The 13,331-nt window shown below is 73.5% G+C and carries 16 protein-coding genes; 4 read left to right on the forward strand and 12 right to left on the reverse strand.

Features of this window, described 5'->3' with window-relative positions; translation table 11 throughout:
* Window positions 1-2: 2 nt before the first annotated feature.
* Both ACU436_RS18575 and ACU436_RS18580 read right to left on the reverse strand, forming a co-directional pair.
* Window positions 3-731: an SDR family NAD(P)-dependent oxidoreductase gene (locus ACU436_RS18575; RefSeq protein ID WP_459026868.1), complete on the reverse strand. Its 729-nt coding sequence runs from the start codon at window positions 729-731 to the stop codon at window positions 3-5.
* Window positions 732-803: 72 nt separating this feature from the next.
* A complete protein-coding gene (locus tag ACU436_RS18580; RefSeq protein ID WP_459026870.1) occupies window positions 804-1,925 on the reverse strand; it encodes a helix-turn-helix transcriptional regulator in 1,122 nt (373 codons plus the stop codon).
* A gap of 145 nt (window positions 1,926-2,070) precedes the next feature.
* Between ACU436_RS18580 and ACU436_RS18585 the strand changes: the two genes are divergently transcribed.
* On the forward strand, window positions 2,071-2,577 hold the full coding sequence (locus tag ACU436_RS18585; RefSeq protein ID WP_459026872.1) for a hypothetical protein: 507 nt from the start codon (window positions 2,071-2,073) through the stop codon (window positions 2,575-2,577).
* A gap of 46 nt (window positions 2,578-2,623) precedes the next feature.
* Here ACU436_RS18585 and ACU436_RS18590 read toward each other — a convergent pair whose 3' ends face one another.
* Together ACU436_RS18590 and ACU436_RS18595 are read right to left on the reverse strand one after the other, a co-directional pair.
* On the reverse strand, window positions 2,624-3,835 hold the full coding sequence (locus ACU436_RS18590; protein ID WP_459026874.1) for an alkaline phosphatase: 1,212 nt from the start codon (window positions 3,833-3,835) through the stop codon (window positions 2,624-2,626).
* A 262-nt stretch (window positions 3,836-4,097) separates the two neighbouring features.
* Window positions 4,098-4,817 (reverse strand): GAF and ANTAR domain-containing protein, encoded by a 720-nt coding sequence (locus ACU436_RS18595; RefSeq protein WP_459026876.1) that lies wholly within the window; start codon window positions 4,815-4,817, stop codon window positions 4,098-4,100.
* Between the two features lie 325 nt (window positions 4,818-5,142).
* Here ACU436_RS18595 and ACU436_RS18600 point away from each other — a divergent pair, with 325 nt between their 5' ends.
* From ACU436_RS18600 to ACU436_RS18610, 3 genes are read left to right on the forward strand one after another with little or no spacing between them, the layout of a single operon-like run.
* Window positions 5,143-5,541 carry a hypothetical protein gene (locus ACU436_RS18600; RefSeq protein WP_459026878.1) on the forward strand — a complete coding sequence of 133 codons (399 nt, stop codon included), beginning with the start codon at window positions 5,143-5,145 and terminating at the stop codon, window positions 5,539-5,541.
* A 10-nt stretch (window positions 5,542-5,551) separates the two neighbouring features.
* Window positions 5,552-6,028, forward strand: a complete 477-nt coding sequence (locus tag ACU436_RS18605) for an STAS domain-containing protein (protein WP_459026880.1) — start codon at window positions 5,552-5,554, stop codon at window positions 6,026-6,028.
* 52 nt (window positions 6,029-6,080) lie between these two features.
* The gene (locus tag ACU436_RS18610; RefSeq protein ID WP_459026882.1) at window positions 6,081-6,797 is read left to right on the forward strand and encodes a GAF and ANTAR domain-containing protein; all 717 of its coding nucleotides are present in this window, start codon (window positions 6,081-6,083) and stop codon (window positions 6,795-6,797) included.
* A 243-nt stretch (window positions 6,798-7,040) separates the two neighbouring features.
* Here ACU436_RS18610 and ACU436_RS18615 read toward each other — a convergent pair whose 3' ends face one another.
* From ACU436_RS18615 to ACU436_RS18650, 8 genes are read right to left on the reverse strand one after another with little or no spacing between them, the layout of a single operon-like run.
* Window positions 7,041-7,385, reverse strand: a complete 345-nt coding sequence (locus tag ACU436_RS18615) for a hypothetical protein (protein WP_459026883.1) — start codon at window positions 7,383-7,385, stop codon at window positions 7,041-7,043.
* Window positions 7,363-8,166, reverse strand: a complete 804-nt coding sequence (locus ACU436_RS18620; protein WP_459026884.1) for an ABC transporter ATP-binding protein — start codon at window positions 8,164-8,166, stop codon at window positions 7,363-7,365. The genes ACU436_RS18615 and ACU436_RS18620 overlap by 23 nt, the downstream gene beginning before the upstream one ends.
* Window positions 8,163-8,987, reverse strand: a complete 825-nt coding sequence (locus ACU436_RS18625; protein ID WP_459026886.1) for an ABC transporter permease — start codon at window positions 8,985-8,987, stop codon at window positions 8,163-8,165. The genes ACU436_RS18620 and ACU436_RS18625 overlap by 4 nt, the downstream gene beginning before the upstream one ends.
* Window positions 8,960-9,715, reverse strand: a complete 756-nt coding sequence (locus ACU436_RS18630) for an ABC transporter permease (RefSeq protein ID WP_459026888.1) — start codon at window positions 9,713-9,715, stop codon at window positions 8,960-8,962. Before ACU436_RS18630 ends, ACU436_RS18625 begins: the two co-directional genes overlap by 28 nt.
* Before the next feature lie 41 nt (window positions 9,716-9,756).
* Window positions 9,757-10,899, reverse strand: a complete 1,143-nt coding sequence (locus ACU436_RS18635) for an ABC transporter substrate-binding protein (RefSeq protein ID WP_459026890.1) — start codon at window positions 10,897-10,899, stop codon at window positions 9,757-9,759.
* A gap of 21 nt (window positions 10,900-10,920) precedes the next feature.
* Window positions 10,921-11,682, reverse strand: coding sequence for an SDR family oxidoreductase (locus ACU436_RS18640; protein ID WP_459026892.1), 762 nt, complete (start codon window positions 11,680-11,682; stop codon window positions 10,921-10,923).
* A 55-nt stretch (window positions 11,683-11,737) separates the two neighbouring features.
* Window positions 11,738-12,688, reverse strand: coding sequence for a LysR family transcriptional regulator (locus ACU436_RS18645; protein ID WP_459026893.1), 951 nt, complete (start codon window positions 12,686-12,688; stop codon window positions 11,738-11,740).
* Between the two features lie 12 nt (window positions 12,689-12,700).
* Complete coding sequence (locus ACU436_RS18650; RefSeq protein WP_459026895.1) at window positions 12,701-13,264, reverse strand: TetR/AcrR family transcriptional regulator; 564 nt, start codon at window positions 13,262-13,264, stop codon at window positions 12,701-12,703.
* Between the last annotated feature and the right edge of the window lie 67 nt (window positions 13,265-13,331).

The raw sequence follows: 13,331 nt of genomic DNA on the forward strand, positions 1-13,331 counted from the left end.
GGTCAGCGCAATGCGAAACCGCCGTCGATCAGCAGCTCCGTGCCGCAGCAGAACGCGGAGTCCTCGCTGAGGAAGTACTCCACGGCCTTCGCGACCTCCCACGGCTGCGCGAACCGGCCGAGCGGGGTCTCGCGCATCCACTGCGGGTGGAGGTCGGTCTTGGCCATGGTGAGCGGGGTCTGCACGTACCCGGGGGAGACGGCGTTGACCCGTACCCCGCGCGGCCCCCACTCGACGGCGAGCGAGCGGGTGAGCGCGCTGACGCCCGCCTTCGACGTGTTGTAGGCGCACTGCTGCTGCGGGTGGTTGACGATCGCGTTGCCGGACATCGAGGCGATGTTGACGATCGCGCCGCCGCCGCGCGCGAGCAGCTCGCGGCCGAACTCGCGGCAGGTGAGGAACACGCCGCGCAGGTTCACCGAGAGGATCCGGTCGAACTCGGCCAGCGGCATGTCCTCGGCCGCGACGTTCTCCACGATGCCGGCGCCGTTCACCAGGTCGACCGGGCGCTCGTCGGCGGCGTAGAGCGCACGGACGGCGGCGGCCACGGACTCCTCGGAGGTGACGTCCACCGCGTGGCCCGCGACGCCGGACGGGAGCGCGTCGAGGCCCTTCAGGTCGAGCCCGTGGACCTGGGCGCCCTGTCCGGCGAGGCTCTCGCAGATCGCGAGCCCGATCCCGCCTGCTGCTCCCGTGACGGCGACGCGTCGCCCCTCGAAGCGGTTGGTCACGCTGGCTTCCCCCTCCTGGCCGGTGATGTGCCGGGCGATGGCCCGGTCCCGATGCTCTCACCACGGTGGTGGTCAGGCCGTGCGGGCGGTGTCCTCGGCGTACATCCGGCCGTCCGTGGACAGGGGTGGGATCGAGTCCGGACCGAGCCGGGGCAGGTAGTGCCGGGTGAAGATCGTGGACATGAGCTCGCGGCAGCTGCCGACGCCGACCTTGCGGAAGATCGCCTGGAGGTGGTCCTGCACCGTGTAGGGGGACAGGCCGAGGGCTCGGGCGATCTGGCCGGTGGTCCGGCCGCGGAGGACGTGCTGGGTGACGTCCCGTTCCCGCGCGGTGAGGTTGTAGGCGGCCAGGATGACGGCCATGAGCTCCTTGACGCCTGCCGGGCCGATGGCCACCGCGGTGAGCGGGCCCTCCATGGCCCAGCCGTGCAGGGACACCCACCGGCCGCCGCGGGTCCGGGCGAGCGACCGGGCGGGGCTGCCGGCCAGCGCCGAGGACGCGTGGTTGGCCAGCGCGTGGACGGCGTTCGGGAGCCGGCGTCGCTCGGGATGGTGCTCCTGGAGCTCGTCGAGCCACCGCTGCGCGGTCGGCGTGCAGGAGACCACCCCGTGGTCCGCGTCGAGGACGAGGAGCCCCGGCGCGTCGGGGAGCTCGCCGTCGTCGTCGCCGCCGAGGAGCAACGAGCCGCGCAGGGCGTTGGCGGCGGGCTTGCACAGGGCCTCGGCGAGACGCACGTCCCGGTCGGCGAAACCGGCGCCGCGCGCCCACACGAGGAGCCCCCACGCGTTGGTGCCCTGCCGGAGGAGGATCCGCATCTCGTCGACCATCCCGAGCGGATGCAGGATGTCGCGGTAGTAGACGTCGCCCGCGAGATCACCGCGGGTGGCCGCGCTCAGCACGCTGACGGCGGCCCTCCTGCGGCCGAGTGCGCGCAGGTTGTTCGCGCCGACGTGCTCGACGTGCTCGATCTCGAACAGCCGGGGCATGACGCTCTCGGGGAACGACTGCTCGTAGGTCCCGCCGGTGTCGAGGAAGGTCGAGGGATCGAGGAGGACGCCGCACCAGTAGTCCGCGGGCACGGCCGCGGCCAGTGTCCGCGCGGCGTGCCGCAGCACCTCGACGGCCGGCGCGTTGGCGTCGACGCTGTGGGTGAAGTCCCTGACGAGCTGGTCGGGACGCACGATGCGCCTCACCCCGGTGAACTCGTCACACGGCGCCCGCGGCATTACCCCCCAGACATCAGGGATGGGACGAATCACCCGCGCGCCCTAGCGTCGGGGGTGGCGGCGGGGCGCCGATCGCCGTTCGGCGGTCAGGCTCTCGAGGGGGGTGGTCCCCGTGCCGTTCGTGCCCGTCGTCCTCGGAGGGGCCGCTGTCGTGGCCGTTCTGACCAGCCTCGCCGCCGCCCTCTTCGGGGTGGCTCCGGCGTCGTCGCTCCTCGTGGTGGCGGCCGGCGGGTTGGCCGGGTTCGTCGCCGGACGCGCGACGGCCGTGGCCGTTCCGGCACCCGGCGTCGGCGAACGTCTCCGGGCGCGGGCGGCCGAACGCGACCGAACGATCGACGACGGGTACTCGGAAGGTGAGATCCGGTGGCGGTGGCGCAAGGCGGCCGAAGGTGCCGGCCTCAGCCGGCTCGTGTGGACGCCGACCGGCCCGACCGACTCCGTACCCCTCGTACTGAACGTCCGGTTGCACCCGTTCCCGGTGCTGACGGTGCGGCTGCGGCCAGGTCAGCTCGTCCGCGACGTCGTCGCCGTCCAGGAACGGCTCCGCGAGCTGATGGCCGCGAGGATGATCCGCATAACGCCGGTCGCGCTCGACGTGGTGACCATCGAGCTGTGGTGACGCTCACGCCAGGTGCGCTGTGCCCATGATGCGCTCGCAAGCTCGCTCATGCCCTGAGGCTCATCGCCTCCAGCAGCGCGGGGAAGACCTGCGTGTTCGCCATCGGGCCGTTGAACCCCTCCGCGCCGGGCCCGCCCGCCGTGATCGGGACGGGGGCGTTCGTCAGGCCCGTGCGGGTCCACCGCAGCCACAGCTCCTGGCCGGAGTCGGTGGCCGGGAACGGGCCGTTCGAGCCGGGACGCTCGGCGCCCGGATCGGCGAGGGTGACGTTCATGCCGCCGGTCTCGTGGTCGCCGGCCACGACGATCAGGGTGCCGGGGTTGACGGCCTGGAAGTCGAGCGCGGCCTGCACGCTGGCGTCCAGCGCCCGGCCCGCCTCCAGCACGAGCGCGCCGTTGCCTTCGCGGGCCATGGCGTCGATGCCCGCCTCGTCGACGACGAGGAAGAACCCGGCCTCGCGGCGGTCGAGGGCGGCGAGCGCCGCGCGCGTCATGTCGGGGAGCGGCACGGTGGGCGCGTAGCGGCCGTCGCCCGGCGGGCCCGGCTCGAACATCGGCCCGTCGGCGAAGAGCCCGAGCAGCCGGTCGGCCGACGCGCCCTGCATCTCGGCGGCGTCGGCCACGGTGGAGTAGCCGAGTGACCGCGCCTGCCCGACGAGACCATCCGACCACCGCGCCGCCCCGCCGCCCAGAACCACGTCGACCCGGGAGTCCTCCAGGTACTGCCGCGCGATCGTCCGCTCGGCGGAGGCCTCCTCCTCGTCCTCTCCCGGGTCCTCGAGAGGGGGCCGGGGGGCGACGTGCGCGGCGAACGCGGCGGGCACCGGGTCGGTGACCTCCGCCGTCGTCACGAGGCCGGTGGCCTTGCCCGCGTTCCGGGCGTGCTCCAGCACGGTGGTGAGCCGTTCGCCGTCGGCGTCGACCCCGATCGCGCCGGGAGCGGTGGGTGTGCCGGTGGCCAGGGTCGTGGCTCCCGCCGCGGAGTCGGACACCGGGTCCACCGGGGTCACCGACCCGCCGGCGTCGAGCCGGTCCATCGCGAGCTGCCCCGACGGTCCGGCGATCGCCAGCTGCAGGAAGTCGTGCTGCGCCTGCCCCATCCCGCTGCCCATGATCAGGATGACGCTGCGCGCGATCTCCTCGCGGGCCCCCTCCGCCGGCGCGTCGGCCGGGACCGCGCTGCACGCGCCCAACGCGCAGGCCAGTACAACGGTCGTCAGGCTCCGGGCCACGCGGGTGCGGACGTACGGCGCAGCCACCGGTGGGAGACCTCCTGGCGTCGGGAACCCCGGCAGCCTAGGGAGTGTTCGGGACGGGCTTGCGTTGCGGTGCCGGTAGCGGAACCTCAGACGCCGTCTCGCTCCGGGAGCCCCTCCTCATGAACGCCGGTTCACCACGTCGGGGCTTTCCTCGCGAGACGACGCCTGAGAATTCGGCAGCAGGGTGCCGGCTGCGTGCTCGCAAGTACGAGCGGTTCCGCCGCTCGAACACGGCTACGCCGTGCCGGGCGTGGGTCGGAGGTCAGCCGCCCCGGCCCTCCCCGGCGCGGGTGACCGCCGTGACGAGCTCGGTGGCGACGTGCCGCAGCTTGGTGTTGCGCTGCTGCGACACCCGGCGCAGCACGTCGAACGCCTCGTCGGGCGAGCACCGCTCGCGGCCCATCACGATGCCGATCGCCTGGTCGATCACGGAGCGGGACGACAGCGCGATGCGCAGGTTGTCGGTGAGGCTCACCTGGTCGTACGTGCGCAGTGCCGCGGTCAGCGCGACGGCGGCGTGAGCGGCGAGCACCTGGGCCAGCCGCTGGTCGCGCTCGTCGAAGCCGGCGCCGGCGGTGGCGTAGAGGTTGAGCACGCCCACCGGGCTGTCGCGACCCATCAGCGGGACGCCGAGCGCGCCCGTCACACCGTGGCTCAGCGTTCTCGAGCCGAAGTCGCCCCAGCGCGCCTCCCCGCGCACGTCGGGGACGTGCACGACCGAGCCGGAGCGCATGGCGTCCAGGCACGGGCCGGTGCCCCGCTCGTACTGGTACTCGTCGATCTGGGTGGCGAGCCCGTCGGCGGCCGCCACGGTGATCACCCGGCCCCGCTCGGCCAGGGTGATGCTCGCCGTCGTGGCGCCCGCGATGAGCCGGACCGACAGGTCCGCCACCCCGTGCAGCAGATCGTCGAACGACTCGGTGGACAGCAGCAGCGCCGCGAGCTCCGCCGCGGTGTCGTCCTGGTGTCGGCCACCTGTCATGTACATGCCCGTCCTGCTGCCCCGAGAACGTGCCGGTCAGCGCGCCGCGGCCGCTTCACAGCCTGGCACGGCGGGGCGCCCTCCGCAGGGGCCGACAGGCCGTATCGGCCTGCGCCGACCGTCCGGCGCGTGCAGATGCACGTACGGTGGGCGGGCCACAACGACCTGTTGCCGTTCCGGCCGGGCCTCTCGTAGAGTCCCCGACGGTTGGACCGACAGCCGCTGCGTGAGCGCACGCGCGGGCATCGGCACGGTCCAGAACCCTCGGCCCTCTGATCCCCGGGCAGCGCTCCGCGAGTCGGGTCACGGCAGCAGAGGGGAAAGCATGCACGACGTCGTGCAGCCGGAGCAGCACGTCGCTCCTGAGCGGTCGGGCCTTCGGATCATGTCCGTGCAGCCCGATCGGGAGCACGCCTTCGTCGAGGTGATCGGCACCTGCGGCCACGAAGGCGGCGCGGAGCTGAGACAGAGGGTGGACGGGTTGCTGATCGCGGGCGCGCGCTTCGTGCTGGTGGACCTGACTCGGGCGGGCGAGGTCGTGCCGGCGACGAGCGCCGCGCTCGCCGCAGCCGGGCGGCAGCTGCACCGGCGCAAGGGATGGCTCCGGACGGTCGGGCACGACTCGTCGTCCGCGGCGCGGTACGAGGCCTCGCTGCTGGACCTGTTCACGATGTACCAGGCGGCCCTGTGGAGGGGCGCGGTCCGAGGTGGAACAGCACGGTGAGCACAGCACGATGAGCATCGAACGGACTTCCGGATCGGGCAGCGCCCTCCTCCATCGGGCCGCCGTGCCGATGGACCTGTCGGCGCTGGTTCCCACCCCGCGGCGGGAGAGTCGTCCCGCGGTCCCGGACCGGGACGAGCCGCTCGACGTGCGGCTGCACGCGCCGACCCCCGACACCGTCATCGTGCGGGTCATCGGCCCGCTGCACCTGCGGAGCTCCGCGATGCTGGTGATCCGGGTGCGGCAGCAGCTGCACCGGGCGCCGCACGTGATCCTCGACCTGTCCTCGGTGACGCGGATGGACGTGCAGGTGGCGGGCGAGCTGCGGGCCCTGTACGCGAGGGCGGCCGGCTGCGGCACCCACCTGCACATCGCCGCCGAGGACGAGCGCGTCGTCGACGTGCTGCGGCGGATCGACCCGGGCGAGCCGGTCGTGTCCGGCACCGCCGCCGCGGTCCTCGCCTGCATCGCACCCCGTAACGGATGAGGCACGCTCGGCGACCGCTTGCCTGTCGGGGTGAACGGCCGAGGGGGCGTCGGTGGGGCGGGCAGCTGCGGGGGAGGAGGTCGGCATCCAACTGGCCGCGCTGGTGGCGGCGACGTCGTCGGTCGACGAGCTCCTCGTCGGGGTCGCCGAGCTCACGGCGGCGGCGGTGCCCGCGGCCGCGTCGGCGAGCGTGGCGCTCACGGCGCCGGCGTGGAGCGGGCACGCGATCGCGGTCGACGAACGCGCCGCCCGGCTGGAGGCTCTGCAGCGGCGGGACGCGGTGGGCCCCGGAGCGGACGCCCTGCGGGCCGCGCACCCGGTCGAGGCGGGCGACCTGAGCACCGAACGGCGCTGGCCCGCATTCGCCCGCGCTGCCACCGGTGCCGGGGTGCTGGCGATCCGGTCCGTGCCGATGCTCGTGCGCGACGGTGCCCCGATCGGTGTGCTCACCGTCTACGGGGACACGGCGGCCGCGTTCGGCAGGCCGGACCGCTGCCTCGCCGACCTGATCGCGGGCCTCGCCACGGTGGCCGTGGCCGGCAGCATGCGCAGCTACGACGACACCACGCTCTCCGCCCGCCTGCGCCAGGCGCTGGTCTCCCGGTCAGCGATCGACCAGGCGATCGGGATCGTCATGGCGGAACGGGCCTGCTCGGCCGAGCGCGCCCTCACCGACCTGCGCACCGCGGCGCGGCACCGCCGCACGACGCTGCAGGACGTCGCCGCGCACGTCGTCGCGGGGGTGGACGAGGCCGCGGTCGGCGGCTGAGCTGATGGGGTGTCCACACGACGGCGCGGCCAAGCATGATCGTTGCGAAATCGCGCTCAGCGCCCGGGGCAGGGCGATCCACCGCAGCTCGGACCGATCACGCAGCCTTGATCGTTGCGAGACCCCGGGTGTGCGTCCTCGTGGGGCGGTTTCCCGCATCTCGGGTCGATCATCGGGCGCCGATCGCGCGACGCCCGGCCCCGACGCTCCAGCCGGGCCCGGCGAACGTCTGCGGCCACCGCACTAATCGGCCCGGCCGGGCTCGAGCGCGTCGATCCAGTACTCGCGGGCCAGGGCGTCCACGCCGGCGGGGGAGACCCCGCGCAGGTGCACGACGGTGCCGTCGGTGCCGGCGATGCGCCCGTGCTTCTGCAGCTCCAGCACGTGGTAGCGCTCCGGCGGGAAGCCCAGCACGACGTCGACGGGGAAGCGGCCGCGCTCGTCGGGGTGGGCGCCCACGTCGGGGCCGGCCTTGCCGATCGCCTGGACGCCGAGCCAGCCCTGGTAGAGCAGCACGAGCAGGACGACGACCGCGATGCGTCGCAGTGTCGGGCTGCGGGCAGCCCTATGCAGGATCGGCGGCGGCATGGGCCTCAACCGGATCACCGTCCCCGGCGAGGAGGTCGGTGATCCGGTTGCGGAGGGTGCGGAACCGCGGCAGTTCGCCGGTGCTGCGCCAGTCCCGGGGGCGCGGGAGGTCGACCGTGACGATCTCGCGCACCGTGCTGGGCCGCCCGGTGAGGACGACGACCCGGTCGGACAGGAACACCGCCTCGTCCACGTCGTGGGTCACGAAGAAGACGGTGGGCCTGCGCTCCTGGAAGATCCGGGTGAGGTCCTCCTGCAGCTTGCGGCGGGTCTGGGCGTCAATGCTCGCGAACGGCTCGTCCATGAGCATCACGGCGGGCTCGTTGGCGAGCACGCGGGCCACCCCGAGCCGCTGCTGCATCCCGCCGGACAGCTCGTGCGGGTACCGGTGCTCGAATCCGGCGAGCCCGACGAGCTGCAGGTACTCCGCCGCCGTCGCCTCCCGTTCCGCCTTCGCGACGCCGCGCATGCGCAGCCCGAACGTGACGTTGCCCTGCACGGTCTTCCAGGGGAAGAGCGCGTGGTTCTGGAAGACGACCCCGCGGTCGGGCCCGGGCCCGCTCACCGGCTTTCCCGCGACGCTGACCGTGCCGCCGGTCTGGTCCACGAACCCGGCCACGATGTTGAGCACCGTGGTCTTGCCGCACCCGCTCGGCCCGAGGACGGAGACGAACTCGCCCTCGGCCACGTCGAACGAGACGTCCCCGATCGCGACGACCTCGTCGTCGCCGTAGCGGTCGGCGTAGGTCTTGTGCAGGTTCTCCACCTGGAGCGCTCTCACCCGGCTGCTGCCTCCTCACGGACCAGACCCCAGCGTTCCACCGTGGCGCGCTCGAACGGTGCGAGCAGCAGCGCGTCGAGCGCGTACCACAGGATGCCCAGCACGATCATCCCGAGGAAGACCTCGGCGACGTCCCCGACGCGGCGGGCGTCGAACATCATGAACCCGATCCCGCTGGTCCCGACGATGATCTCGGCGGCGACGAGCGCGCGCCACCCGTAGCCGAGCCCGGTGCGGACGCCACCCGCCACCGACGGCAGCGAGCCCGGCACGATCACCTCGACGAACACCTGGAGCCGCCCCGCGCCGAGGCTGCGGGCCGCGCGCACCAGCTCCGGCGGCACCTGCTCGACCCCGGCCACGATGCTGAGCACGAGCGGGAAGACGATCGTGTAGACGATCACGAACGTCACGGCGGTGAGGCTGAAGCCGAACCAGACGATGACGATCGGCAGCCACGCGATGTCGGCGATGGCCTGGAAGAACAGCAGCAGCGGCCACGCCAGCCGCCGCGCCGTCGCCGACATCCCGACCAGGAACCCGAGCGGCAGCCCGATCAGCAGGCCGAACAGCACCCCGTACCAGAGCCGGGTGAGCGAGTCGGACAGGTAGCCGGGCAGGATGCCGCGCTCCAGGAGCCCGCCCAGCTCGGCGAGCACGACGTCCGGTCCGACGAAGAACGCGGGCGGGAAGATCTTCAGCTGTGCGAGCAGCCACCACAGCGCCACCACGGGAACGAACGGCCCGAGCGTCCGCACGATCGGGCGGCGCACCAGCCGGCGCCAGACCGCCGTCACGACGCGCCCGCCGTCATGCCCCACCGCTGCACCGTGCGCCGTTCCAGCGGTGCCAGCAGCAGCCGGTCCATCGCCAGCCACAGCACGCCGATGATCACCATCGAGGCGATGATGACGTCGGTCGAGAACGTCTTCTGGGCGAGGAACAGTGCGTAGCCGAGGCCCGCGCTGGTGGCGATGATCTCGGCGGCCACCAGGCCGCGCCAGCCGTAGCCGAGCCCGACGCGCAGGCCGGTCACCACGCTCGGCAGCGCACCGGGCAGCAGGACCTCCCAGAACATCCGCACCCGGCCGGTGCCCATGCTGCGGGCCGCGCGCAGCAGCGGGAGCGGGATGCGGCGCACGCCGAGCAGCGTGTTGTAGGCGAGCGCGAAGAACATCGAGTTCCACACGATGAAGATCACCGCGCCGTCCCCGTAGCCGAGCCAGAGCGTCGCGATCGGGATCCACGCGATGCCGGCGAGGGCCACGGAGAACCGCAGCAGCGGCGCGAAGAACGCCGACAGCCGCGGGCTCGCGCCGAGCGCCACCCCGAACGGGAGCGCCGTGACGACGGCCAGCGCCGCGCCGATCAGCACCCGGCGCAGGCTCGCCGCCAGGTGGACGAACAGCTCACCGCTCGCCGTCATCGCCACGAGGGCCGCCACCACGTCGGTGACCTGCGGGAAGATCCGCATCGGCACGCCGGTGGCCGCCACCACCACGGCCCAGACGACGAGCAGCGCGGCGAACGGAGCGAGGAACCAGAGCACCGACCGCGTCCGCGTTGCCCGGGGAGTCGCCCGGGGTGCGCTCACGTGGCCGGGCATGCCGCCAGCGCGGCGGCGCGGTCGTAGGCGAAGCCGTCGTCGACGCGGGCGGCGTCCGGGATCGGCGGGAGGTCGTCGAACAGCTCGGGGCGCTCGGCCATCACGGTGGCGATCGGGCCGGGCAGGAACCGGTCGCCGACGGTGAACCCGGGCTGCGTGACGCCCTGCTCGGCGAGCATCTGCGCCACCGTGTCGAGCGCGACGTAGTTGCAGGCGGAGAACCGCGGGTCGAGCTGCGCCACGTTGTACTGCATGGCCTCCTTCGCCACGGCGAGCTCGGTGCCCGGCAGCCACCGGGTCGCCGCCTCCGCCGCCTCGTCGGGGTTGTCGCGCATCCACTTGTCGGCCGCGGCGCGCCCGGTGAGGAACCGGTGGACGACGTCCGGGTTCTGCTCCACGAACTCCCGCATCGCGACGATGTACCCGACGTAGGGGATGTAGCCGCCGCCGCGCACGACCTCCTCGCTGCCCTGCACCTGCTGCCGGATGGTGATCGGCCAGGGGTCCCAGACGATCGCGGCGTCGATGCCGGACGTCTGCAGCGCCACCGGCATGTCCGGCGGCGCGGTGTTGACGACCTCCACGTCGCCGACCGGGATCTGCAGCTCCTGCAGCAGCCCGATCAGGTAGAGGTGGTTGATCGAGCCGACCGAGACGCCGATCCGCTTGCCCCGCAGCGTCGTGAGGTCGTCGCCGCTGATTCCCGAGCCGGGCCGCGCGACGACCGCCATCGTGTCGTCGATCGCCCGCTCGCTCGCCGAGCCGGAGTAGTTGCCGAGCAGCACGACGTCGAGCCCGCGCTGGGCCGCGCCGATCGCGGGCGTGCCGACCTGGACGAAGTCGACCTCACCCGCCTGCAGCGCGTTGAGCGAGTCGACCCCGGTCGGGAACGGCTGGGCGAGCTGGACGTCGAGGCGCTGCTCCTCGAACGCGCCGGTCTCCAGCGCGATCGGCAGGCCGAGCTGGTCGACGGCCGAGACGTAGCCCGCGTCGACCGTGACGAACTGCGGGGCCGCACCGCCGCTCGCGTCGTCGTCGACCGTGGAACCGCCGCCGCACGCGGCAAGCAGGGCAACGACGGCGCCGCCGGCCAGTACGGCGATGCTGCGCGTGCTCGGGTGGTTCATCGTTGAACCCCTCCTATCTGCTCAGCGGGAGAGCCAGCCCCCGTCGACGGCGAGGACGTGTCCGTGCACGTAGTCGGCGGCGCGGGAGGCGAGGAAGACCGCGGCGCCCGCGACGTCCTCCGGCTCGGCCCAGCGTCCCGCCGGGATGCGGCCGAGGATCTCGTCGCTCCGCGCCGGGTCGCTGCGCAGGGCCGCCGTGGTGGCGGTGGCGACGTAGCCGGGGGCGATCGCGTTGACGTTCACGCCATGGGCGGCCCACTCGTTGGCGAGGGCGCGGGTGAGACCGGCGAGGGCGTGCTTGCTCGCCGCGTACGAGGGCACGAGGAACCCGCCTTGAAAGCTCAGCATCGAGGCGACGTTGACGATCTTCCCGGAGCCCCGGGCGACCATCCTGCGCCCCGCCGCGCGGCACAGCTCGAACGCGGCGTGCAGGTTGACCTCGATGACCTCGTACCAGTCCGCGTCGCTGAACTCCGTGGCCGGGGCCCGGCGGATGAGGCCGGCGTTGTTGACCAGGACGTCGACGGCGTGCGCATCGAGGAGGCGCTCGACCGCGGCCCGCCGGGCGTCCCGGTCGGCGAGGTCCAGCAGCTCCGTGGTGACCGCCGCGCCCGCGGCGCTCGCCTCCTCGGCCACCGGGCCCAGGTTGTCGCGATCGGACAGCAGGATCAGGTCCGCGCCCGCCGCGGCGAGGCCGAGCGCGACCCCGCGGCCGATCCCCGATCCGGCGCCGGTGACCATGGCCAGCCGGCCGTCGAGTGCGAAGGGGGAGGTACGGGCCACGGGCCGACCGTAGGAGCGGCCGTGCGCGGCGGTGAAGAGCGAGTTCCGGATGGCGCTATTCGGATCTCGGATCCGACGCGGGCTCCGTGCCTTCGGGGCGGGGCTGCCGGATGATCTGCTGCAGCAGGGTGCGGGCGGCGGCGGTGTGGTGGCGGGCGGAGTCCCAGTGGACGGCCACGTGGCGGCCCGCACCACCCTCGAGCCTGCGCACGCAGACGCCCTCGGTGTCGGTCACCCGTGCGGCGAGCGCGTTGGTGATGCCGACCCCGAAGCCGTGGCGCACCAGCGACATGAGCGTCTGGGGCTGGTTGGTGGCCTGCACCGGCTCCAGCTCGTACCCGCACTCCCGGAAGCGCTGGTAGGACTCGAACTCGCCGGTCTCGGGCGCGTCGAGGCGCCCGATGGACAGCAGCGGGTGCGCGGCGACCTCCGCCACCGGCAACGGCTCGGGAAGCTCGGACAGGGGGTGCCCGGGCGGGTGCAGCGCGACGAGCGGCTCCCCCCACAGCACGTGCCGGCGCACGCTCGCCCGCACCGGCGGGGGGCTCACCGGTCGGATGCACAGGTCCAGCTCGCCGGCGGCGAGCGCATCGTCGAGCTCGAGCGTGGAGCGTTCGACCAGCACCACGCGCACGTCCGGGCTGCAGCGCGCGGCCTCGCGGAGGACGTCGGGCACGAACGCCGCGCTGGCGCTGGGGTGGCTCCCGAGGGTTACGACGCCGCGGGCGCCGCCGCGCCACGCCGCCATGGCCGCCTCGGTGGTCTCGACCTCGTGCAGGATCGAGCGGGCGTGGTCGGCGAGCGCCGTGCCCGCCTCGGTGAGCTCGACGGGCCGCTTGCGCCGGTTGAACAGCGGGATGCCCACCGCCCGCTCCAGCGCGGCGACGTGCATGCTGATGCGCGGCTGGGACCGGTGGGTGGCCTCGGCGGCGGCCACGAAGCTGCCCGTGTCGACGACAGCGAGGAACGACACCAGCCACTCGAGCCGCATGTCCGATCTCAGCATCGCGGCCAGACCCTACAGGGGACGTAGCGCGTCCAGGACGAGGTCGAGCAGCCGTCCCGTCTGTTCCGGGCTGTCGCCCGCTCCCGTGGACAGCAGAACCCCGACGAGCATCGCGGTGACGTCGTCGGCTGGCACGTCCGCGCGGAGCGACCCGTCCCGTGCACCGGCAGTGAGGATCGTCGAGATCGCGCCGGTGATGCGCTCCCTCGTGGTCGGTGCGGCGATCCGTCCGGAGGCCCAGGCGGTGCGGAGCGTGTCGACCATCCCGCGCTTCGTCGCGACGAACGCCGCGTAGCGGTCCATCCACGCGCGGAGCGCGACGGCGGGCGGGTGCTCGTCGAGCAGCTTCGTGGCGCTGGTGCCGACGTCGTCGAGCTCGGCGGCGTAGACGGCCTCGACGAGTGCCTCCCGGGTGGGGAAGTGGCGGTAGAGCGTGCCGATCCCGACCTCGGCCTGCCGGGCGATGCCCTCGAGCGAGACGGTGCCGTCGGCGGTGGCGAAGGCGGCCCGCGCGACGGCGAGCAGCTTCTCGCGGTTGCGCCGGGCATGGGCGCGGACGGGACGGTCGGACGCCAAAACGGAGGCACCTCCGATAGTGCTACGCTGACTTCAGCGGAGGGTCCTCCGCTTTTGCCATCATCCC

This window comes from Pseudonocardia wallangbongensis (assembly GCF_054486945.1).